Origin of the sequence: Shinella zoogloeoides, assembly GCF_033705735.1 — a bacterium.
Classification (GTDB): domain Bacteria; phylum Pseudomonadota; class Alphaproteobacteria; order Rhizobiales; family Rhizobiaceae; genus Shinella; species Shinella zoogloeoides_A.
On record NZ_CP131130.1, the window covers coordinates 1,363,575 to 1,383,889 of the forward strand.

Genomic DNA, 20,315 nt, shown 5'->3' on the forward strand with positions numbered 1-20,315 from the left:
CGAAGCCCGCTTAGGCAAGGATGGGATCGGATGGACAAGGTTGTCGTCGGTATCGACGTATCGAAGGACTGGCTCGACGTGCATGTCGCACCGTCGGGTGAACATTTCCGGGTCGGCAACGATCATGCCGGCGTGGAGGCGCTGATAGCCCGGCTGTCGTCGCACGGCCCCGCTCTGGTGGCGCTGGAGGCGACGGGCGGCTACGAGCATGTGGCGGTGGCGGCGCTTTCGGCGGCGGGGCTTGCCGTGGTGGTCGTCAATCCGGCACAGGTTCGCGCCTATGCGAATGCTCTGGGCAAACATGCCAAGACCGATCCGATCGACGCGGCAGTGATCGCGGCCTTCGTCGAAGCGGCCAAGCCCGACATACGTCCCTTGAAGGACGAGGCGGCGCGGGCCTTCGGCGAACTGGTGACACGGCGGCGCCAGATCGTGCAGATGATGGTGGCGGAAGAGAACCGCGAGCGGATGGCCGCATCCCCGCCCGCCCGCAAGAGCATCCGGCGCGTCCTGACGGCGCTGCGGCGCGAGCTGGAGAGCCTTGATGCCGATATGGACGACCGGATCCGCAAATCACCGTTGTGGCGGGTGCGCGAGAGGCTGTTGACCTCGGTGCCGGGCGTGGGACCGGCGGTGGCGCGCACGCTTTTGGCACATATGCCGGAACTGGGCAGCCTCGACCGGCGACAGATCGCGGCGCTGGCCGGGCTTGCACCGTGGACGCGGCAATCGGGCAAGTGGAAGGGCAGGAGCTTCATCGGCGGAGGCCGGAGCAACGTGCGGTCCGTGCTGTTCATGGCAGCCCTCGTGGCCAGTCGCCACAATGCGGTGCTCAAGGCCTTCCGCGATCATCTCGTGGCGGCCGGCAAGCCGAAGATCGTCGCCATCGTCGCAACCATGCGGAAGCTGCTGACCATGCTCAACGCCATCATCAGGGACCAAAGGCTATGGCAAAACACTTGACAACAAAGACAGTCGCTCTCCCCGCAAGCGGGGAGAAGGAGAGGATGTGATACCTCGCCAATCTTGATCATAGCACTTCAGGAAACCGGTTCCGGCGAACGGGAAACCAGTGCGACAAAGTCCCTTCTCCCCGCCTGTGGGGAGAAGGTGCCGGCAGGCGGATGAGGGGCTCTCCCCGCAAGCGGGGAGAAGGAGAGGATGTGATACCTCGCCAATCTTGATCATAGCACTTCAGGAAACCGGTTCCGGCGAACGGGAAACCAGTGCGACAAAGTCCCTTCTCCCCGCCTGTGGGGAGAAGGTGCCGGCAGGCGGATGAGGGGCTCTTTCACTCCGGCGTGCGATATCCGTAAAGCCAGTCGAAATCCGCCGCGAGGCTTTCCGGCTTGCGCAGCGACAGGACCAGATTTCGCGCGAGCGCGACCGGGCCTCGGGCATGATAGGCGAAGCGGTTGAACGCACCGCGGCTGCGCACGCGCGAAACACGCGCACGGCGAGTCTTCTCGAAGCCGTCGAGGGCCGCTCCGATGTCCGTGGCCCTTGCCAGCCTTTCGGCAAGCAAGGCGGCATCCTCGATCGCCATCGCCGCGCCCTGCGCCGCGAAGGGCGTCATGGCGTGGGCGGCATCGCCGATCAGCACCGTTTTCCCGCCATCCGTCCATGCGCCGTCCGGGCAGCCGAAGAGCGGCCAGACGAGCGGATTCTGCGCATCCGGTAGGAGGCCGCGGATATCCGGGTGCCAGCCCTTGAAGGCATCCAGCAGGCGGCCGCGCGTCCGCGCATCGCCCTTGCGCAACCAGCCCTCGGCCGGCGCGTCCGGCTGGGCATGGATCGCGACGATGTTGAAGACGTCCGTTTCGGCGAGCGGATAGGCGACGAGATGGGCATTCGGCCCGAGGAAGGCCGCGACCGTGCGCGGATCGAGAAAGGACGGCGCGGCTTCATAGGGCACGAGGAAGCGCCAGGCGACATTGCCGGAGTAGCGGGCGGGCAGGGCGCCCGGCACCGCGCTCCGCAGGCGCGACCAGACGCCGTCCGCCGCGATCAGGACATCGGCCGGCGCGAGGGAAAGAGCAGCCTCGGCATTTGCGATATGCTCGTCGATCGTCAGCGTGCATAGCGGTTCGGCGCGAACGGCCTCGATGAGGACCTTTTGCAGCGAGGCGCGGTGGAGGACGCCATAGGGCGCGCCCCAGCGGCTCTCGGCCGCCGTACCGGCGGGAACGGAGGCGAGGGGCGCAAGCGAGAGGCCGGAGGAGAGGAGAATATGGTCCGGCTCGGTCCAGCGGGCGCGCAGCGCATCGAGAAGGCCGAGATCGGCGAGGATGCGCGAGGCATTCGGCGAGAGCTGCAGGCCGGCGCCGACCTCTGCAAGCGCCGGGGCCTGTTCAAGAACATGCGAGACGATGCCCTTGCGGGCGAGCGCAAGGGCCGTCGTCAGGCCGGCAATGCCGGCGCCGACGATCGTTACGGATTTGACGGAAGACATGGGAGTGCCGGCCTTCCGGCCGTCACGCCGCCACCTGGTTGGTGAAGGTGCAGCCGACCGGATCGGTCTGGGTGGCCTTCAGCGCCGGGTTGTAGCGGTAGAGCGTCGAGCAGTAGGGGCAGACCTTCTCGTTGTCGTCGCCCATGTCGAGGAAGACGTGCGGATGGTCGTAGGGCACGGAAGCGCCGACGCACATGAATTCCTTCACGCCGATCTCGATCGTGCGGTGGCCGCCGTCGTTCTGGAAATGGGGAATGCTGTGCCCAGCCATGTGATGCTCCGTGGAAATGCGTCTTTTCTGGCGCGGACCATAGTCGCCTTCGGCTTAAATGTGTAGATGCAAAACCGTCGCGCCGGAGGAGAAATCCGCAGCCGCCGTTTTCCTTTCGGCCGATCGGCATTATGAGCGTGGACAGAAACGAAAGACGGACCGCGATGAACCTCGACAACCCGCCCTTTTCCCGCTTCACCCATGACGGCCTCGAGCTCGCCTTCTTCGACGAGGGCGATCCGTCCGGGTATCCGGTGCTACTGATCCACGGCTTTGCCTCCAGCGCGAATGTCAACTGGGTGTTTCCCGGCTGGCTGAAGACGCTGGGCGATGCCGGCTACCGGGTGATCGCCATCGACAATCGCGGCCATGGCGCGAGCGACAAGCCGCACGACCCGGCGCTCTACACGCCCCCGCTGATGGCGGGCGATGCCGCGGCGCTCCTCGACCATCTCGGCATTTCCGAGGCGCATGTCTTCGGCTATTCCATGGGCGCGCGCCTCACCGCCTTCCTGGCGCTCGCTCATCCGGACCGGGTGCGCTCCGTCGTCTTCGGCGGGCTCGGCATCGGCATGGTGGAGGGCGTCGGCGACTGGGATCCCATCGCGGATGCGCTGCTGGCTCCCTCTCTCGACGTGGTGACGCATGAGCGCGGCCGCATGTTCCGCGCCTTCGCCGACCAGACGAAATCCGACCGTCAGGCGCTCGCCGCCTGCATCATGACCTCGCGCGACCTCCTGACGGTTGAGGATATGGCGCGCATAGACATGCCGGCGCTGATCGGCGTCGGCACGAAGGACGACATTGCCGGCGCGCCCGAGCCGCTCGCCGCGCTGATGCCGGATGCCCGCGCGCTCGACATTCCGGGCCGCGACCACATGCTCGCCGTCGGCGACAAGGTGTTCAAGCGCGCCGTCCTCGATTTCTACGCGGAGATTGGCGGCCGCTGAGGCGGACGTTCACGACAACCTGCGGGCGGCCATTCCGCTTGGGCATGCTTTGCACTATATTCGGGCGGAACGACACCAAGGAGTGCGGCGATGGTCGCGACGAACGAACTGAGGGCCGGCGAGAAGCTCAAGGCCATGGATCCGATCTGGGACAGCCTGCGCGAGGAAGCGCGCGTGGCCGCCCAGGCCGAGCCGCTGCTGGCGGCCTTCCTCTATTCGACGGTGCTCAACCACCGCTCGCTCGAGGAAAGCGTGATCCACCGCGTCTGCGAGCGCCTCGACCATCCGGACCTCCAAGCGAACCTCCTGCACCAGATCTTCGACGAGATGCTCGAGGACTGGCCGGAATGGGGCAGCATCCTGCGCGTCGACATCCAGGCCGTCTACGACCGCGACCCGGCCTGCCTGCGCTTCCTCGACGCGGTGCTCTACTTCAAGGGCTTCCACGCCATCCAGACCCATCGCCTGGCGCACTGGCTGCATGAGAAGGGCCGGCGCGACCTTTCGCTCTATGTGCAGAGCCGGTCCTCCAGCGTCTTCCAGACGGACATCAACCCGGCCGCGCGCATCGGCAAGGGCTTCTTCCTCGACCATGCGACGGGCCTCGTCGTCGGCGAGACGGCGGTCATCGGCGATAACGTCTCGATCCTCCACAACGTCACGCTCGGCGGCACCGGCAAGGAGGGCGGCGACCGCCATCCGAAGATCGGCGACGGCGTGATGATCGGGGCGGGCGCGAAGATTCTCGGCAATATCCATATCGGCCGTTGCTCGCGCATCGCGGCCGGTTCCGTGGTGCTGAAGGCCGTGCCGCCGAAATCGACGGTCGCGGGCGTGCCGGCCAGGGTCATCGGCGAGGCTGGCTGCAACGAGCCGTCACGCGCCATGGACCAGCTCCTCGCCGCCTTCGACTACGATCTCTGACCGGACCCGGATGCCCTGCGACGCGGTTTTCATCCGTGTTGCCTGAAGGCGGCAGGGCGGGAAAAGTCGCTTTCGTGGGTTTACAGGCCAGAGGGCAGGTGCGAGAAGCGCGGCAAATCAACCGTTACGGAGACATATCGTGAAGCCGGAAGAAATCAGGAAGCTCGAGGCCTACTTCAAGCGCAATCTCAACAAGGAGATCGTCGTGAAGGCCCGCCCGCGCAAGGATGAATCCGCCGAAGTCTACCTCGCCGACGAATTCCTGGGCGTCATCTTCCGCGACGACGAGGACGGGGAACTGTCCTACAACTTCTCCATGGCGATCCTCGACATCGACCTCTGATCCATCGGAAGTTTCGCAGTGACAAAGGCCCGGCTGCCCTTGGCGCCGGGCTTTTTCGTTTGGGGCGCTGCCGGCCCATTTCATGATCGTTTTGCGACAAAATCGCCGTTTGCGAAGCGCAATGATCATACCTATCGCGCAACATCTTGCTTTGCTTATGGAATATTGCATTGCAGCATCGATATTGACTTTTTTGTGCGCTGCATATAGTTTTCAGGCCACTCACCGGGATCCAAAGGAGACTTCGATGTTCAATTTCGACGAGGCAAGCAAGAAGAACAAGGAAGCGGTTGACACGATCGTCAAGAGCTACACGACCGTTGCCAAGGGCATGCAGGCCATCGCAACCGAAACCGCGGACTATTCCAAGAAGTCCTTCGAGGACGGCCTCGCTCACTTCGAGAAGCTCAGCGGCGTCAAGAGCGTCGAAGCCGCTCTCGAACTGCAGACCGCCTTTGTGAAGTCCTCCTACGAAGGCTTCGTCGCCGAAGCCACCAAGCTCGGCGAAATGTATGCCGATCTCGCCAAGGGCGCCTACAAGCCCTACGAGGCGCCGGTTGCCAAGGCGACCGCCGCTGCCAAGGCCGCCGTCGCGGCCTGATCGACCGGTAAAGTCTTACGCGCATAGCGTTTATGGGCCGGCTGCGGGCAACCGCGGCCGGCCTTTCCGCGTTCCGGGATTGCGCGAGGCTGACGCAGTGAAGCCAAATTTCGCTATTTCCTTCGGATGGCCGGCGATTATGATTGCAGTGCGAAGCAGGGGTCTTACAATCGTGTGTCGAGACATTAGATAACAGTTCCAGATGGCAGCCTCGGGCGAACGCACCGGAGCAAGCGACTGTAATCAAGGGAATGAACACGCATGGAAGTGAGACGGGTTCGGATGCAGGATGGCGATGAGGGCGGCGACACTCCCGGTCGCAGCACCTCGGTCATTACCCGCACGAAGCCAAAGACCAAGAAGCCGAGCCTCTACCGCGTCCTGCTGCTGAACGATGATTATACTCCCATGGAGTTCGTGATCCACATTCTGGAGCGTTTCTTCCAGAAGGACCGGGAAGCGGCCACGCGGATCATGCTGCATGTGCACAATCACGGCGTAGGCGAGTGTGGCGTGTTCACCTACGAGGTTGCCGAAACCAAAGTGACACAGGTGATGGATTTCTCCCGCCAGCACCAGCACCCGCTGCAATGTGTCATGGAAAAGAAATGAGGAACGAACGTGCCAACATTTTCTGCCAGCCTTGAAAAGGCCCTCCATCAGGCACTGACCTACGCGAACGAGCGCCATCACGAATATGCGACGCTCGAACACCTTCTGCTCGCGCTGATCGACGACGCCGATGCGGCCGCCGTGATGGGCGCCTGCAACGTCAATCTCGATGTCCTGCGCAAGACCGTCACCGACTATGTCGACCATGACCTCGCAAACCTCGTGACGGGCTACGAGGAGGATTCCAAGCCGACCTCCGGCTTCCAGCGCGTCATCCAGCGCGCGGTGATCCATGTCCAGTCGTCCGGCCGCGAGGAAGTGACCGGCGCCAATGTGCTCGTCGCGATCTTCGCCGAGCGCGAGAGCCATGCCGCCTATTTCCTGCAGGAGCAGGAGATGACGCGCTACGACGCCGTCAATTTCATCTCGCACGGCATCGGCAAGCGGCCCGGCTCCACCGAGCAGCGGACGGTCCGCGGCAGCGAGGAGGCCGACAGCGAGCCGAAGCAGCAGCGGGGTGGTAATGAGCAGGAGGAGTCCGCCAAGAAGCAGGACGCCCTCACGGCCTATTGCGTGAACCTCAACGAGAAGGCGAAGAACGGCAAGATCGACCCGCTGATCGGCCGTCATGCCGAGGTCAACCGCACGATCCAGGTGCTCTGCCGCCGCTCCAAGAACAACCCGCTCTATGTGGGCGATCCCGGCGTCGGCAAGACGGCCATCGCCGAGGGCCTCGCCAAGCGCATCGTCGAGGGCAAGGTGCCGGAAGCGCTGGCCGATGCCACGATCTTCTCGCTCGACATGGGCACGCTGCTTGCCGGCACGCGCTATCGCGGCGACTTCGAGGAGCGCCTGAAGCAGGTCGTCAAGGAACTCGAAGAGTATCCGGGCGCCGTGCTGTTCATCGATGAGATTCATACCGTCATCGGCGCAGGGGCAACCTCCGGCGGTGCGATGGATGCGTCGAACCTCCTGAAGCCCGCGCTCTCCTCCGGCGCGATCCGCTGCATCGGCTCGACGACCTACAAGGAATACCGCCAGTTCTTCGAGAAGGACCGGGCGCTCGTCCGCCGCTTCCAGAAGATCGACGTGAACGAGCCGACCATCGACGACACGATCGAGATCATGAAGGGCCTCAAGCCCTATTTCGAGGAATATCACAAGCTTCGCTATTCCAACGAGGCGATCAAGACGGCCGTCGAGCTTTCGGCGCGCTACATCAACGACCGCAAGCTGCCGGACAAGGCGATCGACGTGATCGACGAGACCGGCGCGGCCCAGATGCTGCTGCCCGCCGGAAAACGCCGCAAGCTGATCACCGAGAAGGAGATCGAGGCGACGATCGCCACCATGGCCCGCATTCCGCCGAAGACCGTCTCGAAGGACGACGAGCAGGTGCTCGCCAATCTCGAGAAGGAGCTGCGCTCGGTCGTCTACGGCCAGGACCTCGCCATCGAGGCGTTGGCCTCGGCAATCAAGCTGTCGCGTGCCGGCCTTCGCGAGCCGAACAAGCCGATCGGCTGCTACCTGTTCTCCGGCCCCACGGGCGTCGGCAAGACGGAAGTCGCCAAGCAGCTTGCAAGCTCGCTCGGCGTCGAGCTCCTGCGCTTCGACATGTCGGAATACATGGAGCGGCACACGGTCTCGCGCCTGCTCGGGGCACCTCCCGGCTATGTCGGCTTCGACCAGGGCGGCCTTTTGACCGACGGCGTCGACCAGCATCCGCATTGCGTGCTGCTGCTCGACGAGATCGAGAAGGCGCATCCGGACCTCTACAACATCCTGTTGCAGGTCATGGACCACGGCTCTCTGACCGATCATAACGGCAAGAAGATCGACTTCCGCAACGTCATCCTGATCATGACGACCAATGCGGGCGCATCGGACATGGCCAAGGCCGCCATCGGCTTCGGCTCGTCCAAGCGCGAGGGCGAGGACATGGAGGCGATCAACCGCCTGTTCACGCCGGAATTCCGCAACCGCCTCGATGCGATCATCCCGTTCGGCTCGCTGCCGACGCCGGTCATCCATCAGGTCGTGCAGAAGTTCGTCATGCAACTGGAAACCCAGCTTGCCGAGCGCAACGTCACCTTCGACCTTCAGTCCGAGGCGATAGCCTGGCTGGCAGAGAAGGGTTACGACGAGAAGATGGGCGCTCGTCCGCTGGCTCGCGTCATCCAGGAGAACATCAAGAAGAAGCTCGCCGACGAAATCCTCTTCGGCAAGCTCAAGAAGGGCGGCGTCGTCCGCGTCTCGGTCGGTACCAAGGAAGACGGCTCGAAGGGCCTGATCCTCGACGCCGTGCCGGAGACCGCGCCGATCAAGCCGAAGGCCGAGATCGAGGAGGCCGCAGCCAAGAAGGCGAAGCCGCGCAAGGCGAAGGAAACCGTCGCCGCCGAGGCAGCGCCGGCCAAAGCGCGGTCGCCGAAGAAGGCGACCGAGGCCAAGGCCACGGAGCCCAAGGACGAGCCGCCGCGCAAGTCCGGCACGGTTCCGAAGGTGCCGCGCAAGAAATAACGGCTTTACAAATCGTACCGGCCGGGCAGGAAACTGCCCGGCTTTCTTTTTGCAGCAAGAGATTCGAATGACCGCCGGGGCAGAACCTCAATCCCAGATGCACTGGTTTCTTCTCGGCATGCGCGGCCTTTTCAGCCTGCCGGCCATCATCCTGATGCTCTCCTTCGTCGGCTTCGCCGCCTTCACGGCGGAGGCGAAGATCCCGGTCGGGCAGGTGATGTTCATGACGGGCATCATCTGGGCGCTGCCAGCCAAGGTCATCCTCGTCGGCTCGATGTTGTCGGGCGCGCATATCGCGACGGCCTTCATCGCCGTCACGCTCTCTTCCGTGCGGATGATGCCGATGGTGGCCTCGCTGGTGCCGGAGATCCGCACCAGTCGCACGCCGACCTGGCTTCTGCTGCTCGTTTCCCATTTCGTCGCCATCACGGCCTGGGTCTTTGCGATGGAAAGGGTGCGCGACGTGCCGCGCGCCGGCCGGCTCGCCTTCTTCGCCGGCTTCGGCATCACGCTGACCACCACCAATATCGTGCTCGTCGGCCTCGTCTATGGCGCCGTGTCGGAATTTCCTCCGCTCGTCTCCGGCTGCCTGTTCTTCCTGACGCCGGTCTATTTCCTCACCTCGATCTGGATTTCCGCACGCCATCGCGTGATCTACTGGGCGCTCGGCATCGGTCTTGCGCTCGGCTGGCTCTTCGCGGTGATTGCGCCGGAATATGACATCCTGCTTGCCGGCATCGTGGGCGGCACGCTGGCATGGTGGGGCGAGCGCATGTTGCGCCGGCGGGAGGCGGTCCGATGAGTTTCGAGGGATATTGGCCCTATGTCTACATCGCCGTCGCCGGCTGGCTCGCGACCGATTTCTGGCGCTGGGCCGGCGTTCTCGTCGGCAACCGCATCGACGAGCGTTCGGAGCTTTTGAACTGGGTGCGGGCGGTGGCGACGGCGCTGGTGGCGGCCGTCATCGCCAAGATGATCTTCTTTCCGACCGGCACGCTCACGAGCTCGCCGCTCTGGCTGCGGCTGGGCGCGGTGGCCTTCGGTGCGGCCGCATTTTTCTTCGGCGGCCGCTTCCGGCAGATCCTCGGCATCGCCGCGGCCATGGCCTTCCTGGCCGCGGGGCTCGCACTTCTCGGCGCCTGACGGCGCGGACGGTCACGTCAGCGCGTTGCGCAGCTTTTCCGCATTGGCGGCCAGCACGCCCTGGTCTTCCATCGTGCCGGAATGGGGCTTGAGCGGCAGGCCCTCGATGCGCGGGATGACGTGGAAATGCAGGTGATAGACGGTCTGGCCGGCGGCCGGCTCGTTGAACTGGATGACCGTCACGCCATCCGCCTCGAATGCCTCCTTCGCGGCGACCGCCACCTTCTGCACCACCGGCATGAGGCGGGCGAGGGTCTGCGGGTCCGCATCGAGGATGTTGCGCGAAGGCGTCTTGGGGATGACGAGCGTGTGGCCGTTGGCCTGCGGCATGACATCCATGAAGGCGACGGCATTCTCGTCCTCATAGACGCGGTGCGAGGGAATCTCGCCGCGCAGGATCTTCGCGAAGATATTGTTGGGGTCGTAGGCGGTCATGCTTGTCTCCCGGTCAGGTCAGTCGGTGTCGTCGTGGTTTTCGCCACGGCGGAAAGGGCCGTGTTCGGCAAGATAGTCGCCCATCATCTCGACATCTTGCCGCTCGCGTTCGAGATAGTCGGCAACGGCGCGGCGAAGGCCGGCATGAGCGATGTAATGGGCGGAATGGGTGGTGACGGGCAGGTAGCCGCGCGCCAGCTTGTGCTCACCCTGCGCCCCGGCCTCGACGCGCGTGAGCCGCTTCTCGATCGCGAAGTCGATGGCCTGGTGGTAGCAGACCTCGAAATGCAGGAAGGGATGATCCTCGATGCAGCCCCAGTGGCGGCCGAAGAGCGTGTCGCCGCCGATGAAGTTGATCGCGCCGGCGATGTAGCGGCCCTCGCGCCGTGCCATGACGAGGAGGATGTCGTCCGCCATGCGCTCGCCGATCAGGCTGTAGAAGCGGCGGTTGAGATAGGGCCGGCCCCATTTGCGGCTGCCGGTGTCCATGTAGAAGGCGAAGAACTGGTCCCAGATATCTTCGGTCAGGTCGCTGCCGGTCAGCCAGTCGATCTCGATGCCGTGCTCCAGCGCCGCCCGGCGCTCCTTCTTCAGCGCCTTGCGCTTGCGGGAGGCGAGCGTTTCGAGGAAACCCTCATAGGCGCCGTAGCCGGCATTGATGAAATGGAACTGCTGGTCGGTGCGGTGCAAATAGCCCGCAGCCTCGAAGACCGGCATTTCCGTCTCCGGCACGAAGGTCGCGTGGGCGGAGGAGGCGCCGTGCCGCCGGGTCAGTTCCTTCAGGCCTTCGGCAAGTGCGGCCTGCGTTTCCACGACGGGTTCGCCCGTGCGGTGAAGCAGGCGAGGGCCGGTCGCAGGCGTGAAGGGTACGGACGCCTGGAGTTTCGGATAGTAGCGCCCGCCGGCGCGCTCGAAGGCGTCGGCCCAGCCGTGGTCGAAAACATATTCGCCCTGGCTGTGGCTCTTGAGATAGACGGGCAGGGCGCCGCGCAGCGCGCCGTCCTCGCCCTCCAGCAGCAGGTGCTGGCCGAGCCAGCCGGTCTCGGCGACGGCGCAGCCCGATTCTTCCAGTGAAGACAGGAAGGCATGGCTGACGAAGGGATTGTAGGGTTCGCGCGCATCGCCCCTAGAGGCGCCGGCAAGGCGCCCCCAGTCCTCCGCCGGGATATCGGCGAAGCTCGTTTCGACACGGATGCGCACCGCCTCCGTCATGTCAGGCGGTCAGCGGCTCGCGCGGATCGAAGCCCTCGAAGGTCATCTGGTCCGCGTTGTTGGCCGTGATCGTGCGCGCTTCGTCGTCGTGCACGGTCCAGGTGATGATCTTCACGCCGAGGTCGCGCTGGCGGCTGATGAAGGCGTTCGGCAGGTGGCCATAGTAATAGGAGATGAAGTCGAGTCCGAGCTGCATTGCCTCCTCGTGCACGGCGAAATTCTCCGGGCGCTGGCCTTCCGCCGTCAGGCCGACGGGCCGGTTGGTGCCGATCGCTTTGAGGTCCTGCAGCAGCCATTGGTCGAAGCTCATCAGGGCGATGGGGCCTTCGTAGTCCTCGATGGCGTCGAGCACGGCCATGGCGAAGCCGTCGTCGTCGCCCTTGCGGCCCTTCAGCTCCAGCACGATGGGCACGCGGCCCTTCACAAGGTCGAGGAGCTGGCGGAGCGTCGGGATGCGATCCGCCGTGCCGCCGATGGTCAGCAGGCCGAGCTCGGCGGCGGTGCGCTGGCGCACGTCGCCATCGATGCCGCAGAGGCGCTTGAGGTTGTCGTCATGGAAGACGACTGGAATGGCATCGGCCGAATATTGCAGGTCGCATTCGATGGAAAAGCCGGCATCGGCGGCGCGGGCGAAGGCCGAGAGCGTGTTTTCCCAGACGTTCCGGTTGAGATCGTGATAACCGCGGTGGGCGATGGGCCGTTCGGTCAGCCAGTTGAACTTGGACATCAGGCGATTTCCATGATCGCGTCGATCTCGACGGCGGCGTTGAGGGGGAGGGAGGCCATGCCGACGGCGGCGCGGGCATGTTTGCCGGCATCGCCGAGCGCGCCGACGAGGAAGTTGGATGCGCCGTTGATGACGAGGTGCTGCTCGACGAAATCGGGCGCGGAGGCGACGAAGCCGTTGATCTTGATGATGCGCCTGATGCGCGAGAGGTCGCCGAGCGCGGCCTTGGCTTGCGCGAGGAGGCCGAGGGCGCACAGTTCCGCCGCCTTCTGGCCGGCCGGGACGTCGACATTCCTGCCGAGATGGCCGGTATAGGCGAGCTTGCCTTCCAGCATCGGCAACTGGCCGGAAATATGAAGGATATTGCCGCTGATGACGAAGGGCACGTAGTTGGCCGCGGGCGCCGCCGCAACGGGGATGTCGTAGCCCAGTTCCTTGACGCGGTTTTCGATTTCAGCGGACATTGCGGTCTCCGTTCCGGGCTCTTGAGGGGCGTTGCGGCGGGGTATGCCGCACTGTGGGAAATGAATATGGCAAGGCGTGGATATTGCCTCGCTTTTGCCGGAAGAGTTCTTATAACATCGCCGTCGGTTTCAACAGGAGGAAACGGATGTTTCGTTCAGCCTTTGTCGCGGCGCTCACAGCCGGGGCATGCTTCGCCGGCAGCGGCATTACCGACGCCCTTGCCAATCCGGCGAGCGGGCTTGCGCCGCACCGCGCCGTCTACGACCTCCAGCTCAAGGATGCGACCGAGCGCTCGGGCATCGCCGGCATGTACGGCCGCATGGTCTATGAGTTCAACGGCAGCCCCTGCGACGGCTATACGGTGAGCTTCCGCTTCGTCACGCAGGTCAATACCGGCGACGAGACGCGGCTCACCGACCAGCAGACGACCACCTATGAGGACCTGAAGAACGGCAGCTTCCGCTTCCTCACCCGCTCCTTCACCGACGAGAAGCTGGACAAGGAAGTGCGGGGCACGGCGCGCGAGGACAAGAAGGGCGTCAGCGTCGACCTGACCGCACCGGACGCGAGAAAACTGGAGCTCGCCGCCAGCCGCTTTCCGACCGAACACATGGTGGAGGTGATCGCGCATGCGAGGAAAGGCGAGCATTTCTTCGAATCGCGCATCTATGACGGTTCGGATTCGGGCGACAAGACGCTGATGACCACCTCCGTCGTCGGCAAGAAGGAGATGCCGAAGGCCGGCGATCCGGACGCCGACAAGGCGGGCGTCTTCGCCAGGGAAGCCTTCTGGCCGGTCTCCATCGCCTATTACAACGACACCAGCGAGGGCGATGCGCTGCCTGTCTACCGCATGTCCTTCAAGCTCTACGAGAACGGCATCACGCGCGACCTCACCATGGATTACGGCGAGTTCTCGCTGACCGGCAAGCTCGCAAAGCTGGAGCTGTTCAAGCAGCAGGAGTGCAAGTAAGGCCGGCGACGCTAGGTTGCCCCTCACCCTAACCCTCTCCCCGCAAACGGGGAGAGGGGACTTGTCCCACCAATGGGAATCGTTCGGCGAAACGGGTGAGGCATATCTCCTTCTCCCCGCTTGCGGGGAGAAGGTGCCGGCAGGCGGATGAGGGGCGAAACCGCGCAGGAAGTGTCTTTTTTACCTCGCGGCCCTTGATTTGCCGGGAAACTGCGGTTAAAGGGCCGCTCATTCCACACGTGAGGCATGGGATCGTCCGGGAGAAATCCGGGCCTTTCCGCCCGGTGGCATTTCCGAAGGAAGTGCTGTTCGCCTTGCGGAGGTTCAACCGGAAAAGGATAACTAGGCATGGCATTGCCCGATTTCTCTATGCGCCAGCTTCTGGAAGCCGGCGTTCACTTCGGCCACCAGACCCACCGCTGGAACCCGAAGATGAAGCCGTACATCTTCGGCGACCGCAACAACGTTCACATCATCGACCTGGCACAGACCGTTCCGCTGCTGTCGCGCGCCCTTCAGGTCGTGTCCGACACGGTAGCCGGCGGCGGCCGCGTTCTCTTCGTCGGCACGAAGCGCCAGGCATCCGAGATCATCGCCGATGCTGCCAAGCGTTCGGCCCAGTACTACGTCAACTCCCGCTGGCTCGGCGGCATGCTGACGAACTGGAAGACGATCTCCAACTCGATCCAGCGCCTGCGCAAGCTCGACGAGATCCTGTCCTCGGAAGGCTCCGGCTATTCCAAGAAGGAACGCCTGACCCTCGAGCGCGAGCGCGAGAAGCTTGAAAAGGCTCTCGGCGGTATCCGCGACATGGGCGGCACCCCGGACCTGATGTTCATCATCGACACCAACAAGGAATCGATCGCGATCCAGGAAGCCAAGCGTCTCGGCATCCCGGTCGTCGCCATCATCGACTCGAACTGCGACCCGGACCCGATCGACTTCCCGATCCCCGGCAACGACGACGCCTCGCGCGCCATCGCCCTCTACTGCGACCTGATCGCCCGCGCTGCCATCGACGGCATCGCTCGCCAGCAGGGCGCTTCGGGCCGTGACCTCGGCGCCTCCGCCGAAGCTCCGGTCGAGCCGGCTCTCGAAGCCGAAGCTTAAGGCCAAGGGCGGAGCGAAGCCTTTCGCTCCCGCTTTCCTGTTCGACCGAGGCCAGAGAGACGATCCCTGGCCTCGGCCTGTTTGAAGGGCCTGTCCGCGCCGATCCATCGGGTCGCGGTCACGCGGCAGGCCGGCGGTGATCTTCATCACCCTGTCATATTTCCGGGTACATTCGTTCCCAAAACCTTGAGTTCGCCGAGGTTTTCCGGCGATACGCAACAAGAACCGACAAGAGGCTCACAATGGCTGAAATCACCGCTGCACTGGTGAAGGAACTGCGCGAAAAGTCCGGCGCAGGCATGATGGACTGCAAGAAGGCGCTGGCTGAAAACAACGGCGACATCGAAGCGGCAATCGACTGGCTGCGCGCCAAGGGCATCGCCAAGGCCGACAAGAAGTCGGGCCGTACGGCTGCCGAAGGCCTCATCGGCGTTGCAAGCGCCGGCACCAAGGCCGTCGTCGTCGAAGTCAACTCCGAGACCGACTTCGTCGCCCGCAACGATGCCTTCCAGGGCATGGTTCGCGGCGTTGCCGACGTTGCGCTCGGCACCGACGGCACCGTCGAAGCCGTTGGCGCCGCCATCTACCCGGCAACCGGCAAGTCGGTTACCGACACCATCAAGGACGCCGTCGCCACCATCGGCGAGAACATGAACCTGCGCCGCTCGGCTGCCCTGTCGGTCGAAGACGGCGTCGTCGCGACCTACATCCACAATGCCGCCGCTGACGGCCTCGGCAAGCTCGGCGTTCTCGTCGCGCTGAAGTCGACCGGCGACAAGGAAGCCCTGAACGCCGTCGGCCGCCAGGTCGCCATGCACATTGCTGCAACGGCTCCGCTCGCCATCCGCGCCGAGGAAGTCGATGCCGCCGTTGCCGAACGCGAACGCAACGTCTTCATCGAGCAGTCCCGCGCTTCCGGCAAGCCGGACAACATCATCGAGAAGATGGTCGAAGGCCGCATGCGCAAGTTCTTCGAGGAAGTCGCCCTGCTGTCGCAGGCCTTCGTCATGAACCCCGACCTCACGGTCGGCGCTGCCGTCAAGGAAGCTGAAAAGACCGTCGGCGCGCCGATCGAAGTCACGGGCATGGCCCGCCTCCTGCTCGGCGAAGGCGTCGAGAAGGAAGAGTCGGACTTCGCCGCCGAAGTCGCAGCCGCCGCCAAGGGCTGATTTCCTTAATCCCGTTTGGGAAAAGGTGAGGGCGCCGCGTGACAACGCGGCGCCCTTCGTGTATCCGGCTTGCCGAAATGCCTGCCCCGAAATTTCTCTGCGGCCAAGGCTGCCCTGCGCGGACCCTCCCTCGGTTCCCGCCCGGCGGCCGGATCGGGCGAGCAGGCGCACGAGTTCAGGAGCGACAATGACTGCCAAGCCAATCTACAAACGTGTTCTGCTGAAAGCCTCCGGCGAGGCGCTGATGGGATCGCAGGGCTTCGGCATCGACGTCGCCGTCGCCGACCGCATCGCCTCCGACATCGCGGAAGCCCGCGCCCTCGGCGTCGAAGTCGGCGTCGTCGTCGGCGGGGGCAATATCTTCCGCGGCGTTGCCGTTGCTTCCAAGGGCGGCGACCGCGTCACCGGTGACCACATGGGCATGCTGGCGACCGTCATCAACGCGCTGGCGCTGGCGACCTCTCTGCGCAAGCTCGACATCGACACCGTCGTCCTCTCGGCCATCGCCATGCCGGAGATCTGCGAGAGCTTTTCGCAGCGCGCGACGCTCCATCACCTCTCGCTCGGCCGCGTGGTGATCTTCGCCGGCGGCACGGGCAACCCGTTCTTCACGACCGACTCGGCCGCCGCGCTCCGCGCCGCCGAAATGGGCGCCGAGGCGATCTTCAAGGGCACGCAGGTCGACGGCATCTATTCCGCCGACCCGAAGAAGGACCCGAACGCCACCCGCTTCGATCGTCTGACCCACAGCGAAGTGTTGGAAAAGGGCCTTGCCGTCATGGACGTCGCCGCCGTCGCGCTGGCGCGGGAGAATTCCATTCCGATCATCGTGTTCTCCATCCATGAAAAGGGCGGATTTGCCGAAATATTGACCGGCGGCGGACGCGGTACCATCGTAACCGACAACTGATTCTGGAAGCGTGCACGCCCATTGCGTGCAGCCAAGACTGAAAACGGGAGTATTCCGATGAGTGAAGGTATCGACCTTAAAGAGCTGAAGCGCCGCATGGACGGTGCGATCAGCGCGTTCAAGAACGACATCGCATCGCTGCGCACCGGCCGCGCCTCGGCTAACGTGCTCGACCCGGTGCAGGTCGAGGCCTACGGTTCGCGCGTGCCGCTGAACCAGGTCGCCAACATTTCCGTTCCCGAGCCCCGCATGTTGTCGGTCTCCGTCTGGGACAAGGGCATGGTCGGCGCCGTCGAGCGCGGCATCCGCGAATCCAATCTCGGCCTCAATCCGATCATCGACGGCCAGAACCTGCGCATTCCGCTGCCCGAACTCAACGAAGAGCGCCGCAAGTCGCTCGTCAAGGTCGCGCATGACTATGCCGAGAAGGCCAAGGTCGCGATCCGTCACGTCCGCCGCGACGGCATGGACGACCTCAAGAAAGCCGAAAAGGATGGCGATATCGGCCAGGATATGAGCCGCAGCCAGTCGGAAAAGGTGCAGAAGATGACGGACGAGGTGATTTTGGACGTCGATCGCTTGCTTGCCGAGAAGGAAAAGGAAATCATGCAGGTATAAGGCCGCCGGCCACCTGCATTCGTTTCTTTTCACCGGATTGCCCATGAACCAGCTTTCGCCCAGCACCGTACCGGCACACGTCGCCATCATCATGGATGGCAACGGACGCTGGGCGAATGCGCGCGGTCTGCCGCGCGCCATGGGACATCGCAAGGGCGTGGAAGCCGTGCGCGAGGCCGTGAAGACGGCGGCCGAATGCGGCATTTCCTATCTCACGCTCTTCGCCTTCTCCTCGGAGAACTGGAGCCGTCCGCAAAGCGAGGTCTCCGACCTCATGGGGCTGCTGAAGACCTTCATCCGGCGTGACCTTGCCACCCTGCACAAGCAGAATGTGCGCATCCGCGTCATCGGCGACCGGACGAACCTTTCCGGTGATATCCTGCCGCTTCTCCTGGAGGCGGAGGAGACCACACGCGCCAATACCGGCATCACGCTGGTGATCGCCTTCAACTACGGTGCGCGCGACGAGATTGCCCGCGCCGTGCAGCACCTTGCCGGCGAGGTCGCGGCCGGCCGGCTCGATGCGGCGGCGATCACGCCCGAGCGCATCGGCGCCTCCCTCGATACCGTCGGCATTCCCGATCCCGACCTCGTCATCCGTACCAGCGGGGAGGAGCGGCTGTCGAATTTCCTGCTCTGGCAGGCCGCCTATGCCGAGCTCATGTTCGTTCCCGAATTCTGGCCCGATTTTTCGCGCGAGACCTTCATCGCCGCGCTTTCCCGCTATGCCATGCGGGAGCGCCGGTTCGGCGGGCTCCAGCCTGCCGCCACCCTTGCAGTAGGTTCCTGATGCAGAGTGAACTGCGCCTGCGCATCCTTTCCGGCATCGTCCTTGCCATCGTCGTGCTCGCTGCAACCTGGCTCGGTGGGCTTGCCTTCCGCGTGCTGGCGGCCGCCATCGGGCTTCTCGTCTACTACGAATGGTCGACGATGACGCGGCTCGCCGAAAGGGATTTCCGCGCCAACGCCTTCGGCTGGCTCTCCGTCGCGCTTGTCGCCGCGCTTGTCGTCTTCGCCTTCGATGAGCTGGCGCTGCCGGTGCTTCTCGGGGCGGCCGTGCTCGCGATCGTCTATGCGCTGGCAAGCCAGGGAAGCAACTGGCTCGCGGGCGGTGTCGCCTATTCCGGCCTTACGGTGATTTCTCTCGCCGCGATCCGCGGCGATACCGCGCATGGCTTTGCGGCGATGCTCTTCATCTTCGCCGTCGTGTGGGCGACGGATATCCTTGCCTATTTCGTCGGCCGGGCCATCGGCGGGCCGAAGCTCGCGCCATCGATCTCACCGGGCAAGACCTGGTCGGGCGCCATCGGCGGGGCGATTTCGGCCGTAATCGCCGGCACGTTGCTGCATATGGCCTTCTTCTCGCTGGACGGGCTCTGGGTGCCGGTCATCGCGCTGGTGCTTTCGGTCTTCAGCCAGATCGGCGACCTCTTCGAATCCTTCATCAAGCGCCGCTTCGGCGTGAAGGACTCGAGCCGCCTCATTCCGGGACATGGCGGCGTCATGGACCGGGTCGACGGCCTTGTTTTCGCCTGCTTCGCCGCGTTCCTCATTGCGCTCGGCGATGCCATCGTTTCGAGCGCCGCGAACACGCCGGCGGGCGTCATTCTTTTCGGCCCGTGACGGCCAGGGACTTGGGACTGGAACAATGGAAATGCTGGCTGGCTCCCTTGGTTTTTTGACGGGCTATATCGTTCCGTTCCTGCTCGTGCTGACGCTGATCGTCTTCGTGCACGAGATGGGGCACTATCTTGCCGGCCGCTGGTCGGGCATCGGCATCACCGCCTTTTCCGTGGGCTTCGGGCCGGAGCTCCTCGGCTTCACCGACCGGCACGGCACGCGCTGGAAACTCTCTGCCATTCCGCTCGGCGGCTATGTGAAGTTCCTCGGCGACGACGATCCGGCATCGATCCCCGATTACAAGTCGGTTGCCGGCCTGCCGGAAGAGGTGCGCAAGCGCACCTTCCTCGGCGCGGCCCTGTGGAAAAGGGCGGTAACCGTCGCCGCCGGCCCGATCGCCAATTTCGTCCTCGCCATCGCCATCTTTGCGGTGATGTTCGCCATCTACGGCCGCCAGGTCGCCGACCCGGTCGTCGCGGAAGTCCGTCCCGACAGCGCGGCGGCGGAGGCGGGTGTGCAGCCCGGCGACCTTCTCGTCGCGCTGGACGGAATGCCGGTCACCACCTTCGATGACGTCCGCCGCTATGTCAGCGTGCGTCCCGAGCTGAAGATCACCGTCACCGTGCGCCGGGCCGGCGCAGACCTCGACCTGCCGATGGTGCCCAAGCGCACCGAGATCACCGACCAGTTCGGCAACAAGGTCGAGCTGGGCCTGATCGGCATCGTCACCAACCAGGAAGCCGGCAATTTCCGGATCGTGGAGTACGGGCCGATCGAGGCGGTCGGGCAGGGCGTCGTGCAGAGCTGGCATATCGTGACGGGCACGTTCGACTACATCTCGAACCTCGTGACGGGGCGCATGAAGGCCGATCAGCTCGGCGGGCCGATCCGCGTGGCGCAGGCTTCGGGCCAGATGGCGACGCTCGGTGTTGCCGCATTGCTGCAGCTGGCCGCGGTTCTCTCTGTTTCCATTGGACTTTTGAACCTGATGCCCGTGCCGGTACTTGATGGCGGCCATCTGATGTTCTATGCGGTGGAGGCTGTCCGAGGCAGGCCTGTCGGCCCCGGGGCGCAGGAGATCGCATTCCGCATCGGCATGGCGCTGGTGCTCATGCTGATGGTCTTTGCGACCTGGAACGACATATCCATGCTGCTCGGCTGAGGAGCCGGCGCCGCCGGACGGGACTGGAATCAAGGGGAGCCGCATCGTAGAGGCAGTCGCGCTAACGGTCTGTTTACCGTGTTCAAAAGCATTTAGTGGCC

23 protein-coding genes are annotated in these 20,315 nt (G+C 64.3%); 17 read left to right on the forward strand and 6 right to left on the reverse strand.

The genetic code is table 11. From position 1 onward, the window contains the following. The first annotated feature begins 30 nt into the window (after positions 1-30). Positions 31-963, forward strand: a complete 933-nt coding sequence (locus ShzoTeo12_RS07105; RefSeq protein ID WP_318911869.1) for an IS110 family transposase — start codon at positions 31-33, stop codon at positions 961-963. A 328-nt stretch (positions 964-1,291) separates the two neighbouring features. Here ShzoTeo12_RS07105 and ShzoTeo12_RS07110 read toward each other — a convergent pair whose 3' ends face one another. Further along, complete coding sequence (locus ShzoTeo12_RS07110) at positions 1,292-2,452, reverse strand: FAD-dependent monooxygenase (RefSeq protein WP_318911871.1); 1,161 nt, start codon at positions 2,450-2,452, stop codon at positions 1,292-1,294. Positions 2,453-2,474: 22 nt separating this feature from the next. After that, on the reverse strand, positions 2,475-2,723 hold the full coding sequence (locus tag ShzoTeo12_RS07115; RefSeq protein WP_119259241.1) for a zinc-finger domain-containing protein: 249 nt from the start codon (positions 2,721-2,723) through the stop codon (positions 2,475-2,477). A gap of 164 nt (positions 2,724-2,887) precedes the next feature. On the opposite strand from ShzoTeo12_RS07115, the gene ShzoTeo12_RS07120 reads away from it, so the two are divergent. The 8 genes from ShzoTeo12_RS07120 to ShzoTeo12_RS07155 all read left to right on the forward strand — a co-directional run bounded on the left by ShzoTeo12_RS07120 (position 2,888) and on the right by ShzoTeo12_RS07155 (position 9,813). Beyond that, a complete protein-coding gene (locus ShzoTeo12_RS07120) occupies positions 2,888-3,673 on the forward strand; it encodes an alpha/beta fold hydrolase (RefSeq protein ID WP_318911873.1) in 786 nt (261 codons plus the stop codon). A 90-nt stretch (positions 3,674-3,763) separates the two neighbouring features. After that, positions 3,764-4,597: a serine O-acetyltransferase gene (cysE, locus tag ShzoTeo12_RS07125; protein WP_119259239.1), complete on the forward strand. Its 834-nt coding sequence runs from the start codon at positions 3,764-3,766 to the stop codon at positions 4,595-4,597. A gap of 139 nt (positions 4,598-4,736) precedes the next feature. Then, on the forward strand, positions 4,737-4,940 hold the full coding sequence (locus ShzoTeo12_RS07130) for a DUF3126 family protein (protein ID WP_119259238.1): 204 nt from the start codon (positions 4,737-4,739) through the stop codon (positions 4,938-4,940). A 247-nt stretch (positions 4,941-5,187) separates the two neighbouring features. Continuing rightward, positions 5,188-5,541, forward strand: coding sequence for a phasin family protein (locus tag ShzoTeo12_RS07135; protein ID WP_119259237.1), 354 nt, complete (start codon positions 5,188-5,190; stop codon positions 5,539-5,541). 261 nt (positions 5,542-5,802) lie between these two features. Beyond that, entirely contained in the window at positions 5,803-6,153 is a 351-nt protein-coding gene (gene clpS, locus ShzoTeo12_RS07140) for an ATP-dependent Clp protease adapter ClpS (RefSeq protein ID WP_119259236.1), read from the forward strand. A gap of 9 nt (positions 6,154-6,162) precedes the next feature. Next, positions 6,163-8,670, forward strand: coding sequence for an ATP-dependent Clp protease ATP-binding subunit ClpA (gene clpA / locus ShzoTeo12_RS07145; RefSeq protein WP_318911877.1), 2,508 nt, complete (start codon positions 6,163-6,165; stop codon positions 8,668-8,670). Positions 8,671-8,737: 67 nt separating this feature from the next. Then, on the forward strand, positions 8,738-9,472 hold the full coding sequence (locus tag ShzoTeo12_RS07150) for an AzlC family ABC transporter permease (RefSeq protein WP_318911879.1): 735 nt from the start codon (positions 8,738-8,740) through the stop codon (positions 9,470-9,472). Continuing rightward, the gene (locus ShzoTeo12_RS07155) at positions 9,469-9,813 is read left to right on the forward strand and encodes an AzlD domain-containing protein (RefSeq protein ID WP_119259233.1); all 345 of its coding nucleotides are present in this window, start codon (positions 9,469-9,471) and stop codon (positions 9,811-9,813) included. Before ShzoTeo12_RS07150 ends, ShzoTeo12_RS07155 begins: the two co-directional genes overlap by 4 nt. Before the next feature lie 12 nt (positions 9,814-9,825). Here ShzoTeo12_RS07155 and ShzoTeo12_RS07160 read toward each other — a convergent pair whose 3' ends face one another. The 4 genes from ShzoTeo12_RS07160 to ShzoTeo12_RS07175 are packed head-to-tail and all read right to left on the reverse strand — an operon-like array spanning position 9,826 to position 12,651. Continuing rightward, on the reverse strand, positions 9,826-10,248 hold the full coding sequence (locus ShzoTeo12_RS07160) for an HIT family protein (RefSeq protein WP_318911882.1): 423 nt from the start codon (positions 10,246-10,248) through the stop codon (positions 9,826-9,828). An 18-nt stretch (positions 10,249-10,266) separates the two neighbouring features. After that, positions 10,267-11,460, reverse strand: a complete 1,194-nt coding sequence (locus tag ShzoTeo12_RS07165) for a GNAT family N-acetyltransferase (RefSeq protein WP_318911883.1) — start codon at positions 11,458-11,460, stop codon at positions 10,267-10,269. Between the two features lies 1 nt (position 11,461). After that, positions 11,462-12,187 (reverse strand): glycerophosphodiester phosphodiesterase, encoded by a 726-nt coding sequence (locus ShzoTeo12_RS07170; RefSeq protein WP_318911884.1) that lies wholly within the window; start codon positions 12,185-12,187, stop codon positions 11,462-11,464. After that, positions 12,187-12,651 carry a RidA family protein gene (locus ShzoTeo12_RS07175; protein WP_318911886.1) on the reverse strand — a complete coding sequence of 155 codons (465 nt, stop codon included), beginning with the start codon at positions 12,649-12,651 and terminating at the stop codon, positions 12,187-12,189. The genes ShzoTeo12_RS07170 and ShzoTeo12_RS07175 overlap by 1 nt, the downstream gene beginning before the upstream one ends. Before the next feature lie 146 nt (positions 12,652-12,797). On the opposite strand from ShzoTeo12_RS07175, the gene ShzoTeo12_RS07180 reads away from it, so the two are divergent. The 8 genes from ShzoTeo12_RS07180 (at position 12,798) to rseP (ending at position 20,214) form a co-directional block, all read left to right on the forward strand. Next, positions 12,798-13,625, forward strand: a complete 828-nt coding sequence (locus tag ShzoTeo12_RS07180; protein WP_119259228.1) for a cell envelope integrity EipB family protein — start codon at positions 12,798-12,800, stop codon at positions 13,623-13,625. A gap of 348 nt (positions 13,626-13,973) precedes the next feature. Beyond that, entirely contained in the window at positions 13,974-14,735 is a 762-nt protein-coding gene (gene rpsB / locus ShzoTeo12_RS07185) for a 30S ribosomal protein S2 (protein WP_119259227.1), read from the forward strand. A gap of 242 nt (positions 14,736-14,977) precedes the next feature. Next, positions 14,978-15,904: a translation elongation factor Ts gene (gene tsf / locus ShzoTeo12_RS07190; protein ID WP_318911889.1), complete on the forward strand. Its 927-nt coding sequence runs from the start codon at positions 14,978-14,980 to the stop codon at positions 15,902-15,904. A 187-nt stretch (positions 15,905-16,091) separates the two neighbouring features. After that, positions 16,092-16,814 (forward strand): UMP kinase, encoded by a 723-nt coding sequence (gene pyrH / locus ShzoTeo12_RS07195; RefSeq protein ID WP_119259225.1) that lies wholly within the window; start codon positions 16,092-16,094, stop codon positions 16,812-16,814. Positions 16,815-16,871: 57 nt separating this feature from the next. After that, positions 16,872-17,432, forward strand: coding sequence for a ribosome recycling factor (gene frr / locus ShzoTeo12_RS07200; RefSeq protein WP_119259224.1), 561 nt, complete (start codon positions 16,872-16,874; stop codon positions 17,430-17,432). Positions 17,433-17,475: 43 nt separating this feature from the next. Further along, complete coding sequence (locus tag ShzoTeo12_RS07205) at positions 17,476-18,222, forward strand: isoprenyl transferase (RefSeq protein ID WP_119259223.1); 747 nt, start codon at positions 17,476-17,478, stop codon at positions 18,220-18,222. Next, a complete protein-coding gene (locus ShzoTeo12_RS07210) occupies positions 18,222-19,055 on the forward strand; it encodes a phosphatidate cytidylyltransferase (protein ID WP_119259222.1) in 834 nt (277 codons plus the stop codon). Before ShzoTeo12_RS07205 ends, ShzoTeo12_RS07210 begins: the two co-directional genes overlap by 1 nt. A gap of 25 nt (positions 19,056-19,080) precedes the next feature. Continuing rightward, positions 19,081-20,214 (forward strand): RIP metalloprotease RseP, encoded by a 1,134-nt coding sequence (gene rseP, locus ShzoTeo12_RS07215; RefSeq protein ID WP_318911892.1) that lies wholly within the window; start codon positions 19,081-19,083, stop codon positions 20,212-20,214. Positions 20,215-20,315 lie beyond the last annotated feature (101 nt).

Coding starts and splice junctions, on each gene's coding strand:
- ShzoTeo12_RS07105 (WP_318911869.1), top strand. CDS start 31: ATGGACAAGGTTGTCGTCGGTATCGACGTATCGAAGGACTGGCTCGAC.
- ShzoTeo12_RS07110 (WP_318911871.1), bottom strand. CDS start 2,452: ATGTCTTCCGTCAAATCCGTAACGATCGTCGGCGCCGGCATTGCCGGC.
- ShzoTeo12_RS07115 (WP_119259241.1), bottom strand. CDS start 2,723: ATGGCTGGGCACAGCATTCCCCATTTCCAGAACGACGGCGGCCACCGC.
- ShzoTeo12_RS07120 (WP_318911873.1), top strand. CDS start 2,888: ATGAACCTCGACAACCCGCCCTTTTCCCGCTTCACCCATGACGGCCTC.
- cysE (WP_119259239.1), top strand. CDS start 3,764: ATGGTCGCGACGAACGAACTGAGGGCCGGCGAGAAGCTCAAGGCCATG.
- ShzoTeo12_RS07135 (WP_119259237.1), top strand. CDS start 5,188: ATGTTCAATTTCGACGAGGCAAGCAAGAAGAACAAGGAAGCGGTTGAC.
- clpS (WP_119259236.1), top strand. CDS start 5,803: ATGGAAGTGAGACGGGTTCGGATGCAGGATGGCGATGAGGGCGGCGAC.
- ShzoTeo12_RS07150 (WP_318911879.1), top strand. CDS start 8,738: ATGACCGCCGGGGCAGAACCTCAATCCCAGATGCACTGGTTTCTTCTC.
- ShzoTeo12_RS07155 (WP_119259233.1), top strand. CDS start 9,469: ATGAGTTTCGAGGGATATTGGCCCTATGTCTACATCGCCGTCGCCGGC.
- ShzoTeo12_RS07160 (WP_318911882.1), bottom strand. CDS start 10,248: ATGACCGCCTACGACCCCAACAATATCTTCGCGAAGATCCTGCGCGGC.
- ShzoTeo12_RS07165 (WP_318911883.1), bottom strand. CDS start 11,460: ATGACGGAGGCGGTGCGCATCCGTGTCGAAACGAGCTTCGCCGATATC.
- ShzoTeo12_RS07170 (WP_318911884.1), bottom strand. CDS start 12,187: ATGTCCAAGTTCAACTGGCTGACCGAACGGCCCATCGCCCACCGCGGT.
- ShzoTeo12_RS07175 (WP_318911886.1), bottom strand. CDS start 12,651: ATGTCCGCTGAAATCGAAAACCGCGTCAAGGAACTGGGCTACGACATC.
- ShzoTeo12_RS07180 (WP_119259228.1), top strand. CDS start 12,798: ATGTTTCGTTCAGCCTTTGTCGCGGCGCTCACAGCCGGGGCATGCTTC.
- rpsB (WP_119259227.1), top strand. CDS start 13,974: ATGGCATTGCCCGATTTCTCTATGCGCCAGCTTCTGGAAGCCGGCGTT.
- tsf (WP_318911889.1), top strand. CDS start 14,978: ATGGCTGAAATCACCGCTGCACTGGTGAAGGAACTGCGCGAAAAGTCC.
- pyrH (WP_119259225.1), top strand. CDS start 16,092: ATGACTGCCAAGCCAATCTACAAACGTGTTCTGCTGAAAGCCTCCGGC.
- frr (WP_119259224.1), top strand. CDS start 16,872: ATGAGTGAAGGTATCGACCTTAAAGAGCTGAAGCGCCGCATGGACGGT.
- ShzoTeo12_RS07205 (WP_119259223.1), top strand. CDS start 17,476: ATGAACCAGCTTTCGCCCAGCACCGTACCGGCACACGTCGCCATCATC.
- ShzoTeo12_RS07210 (WP_119259222.1), top strand. CDS start 18,222: ATGCAGAGTGAACTGCGCCTGCGCATCCTTTCCGGCATCGTCCTTGCC.
- rseP (WP_318911892.1), top strand. CDS start 19,081: ATGGAAATGCTGGCTGGCTCCCTTGGTTTTTTGACGGGCTATATCGTT.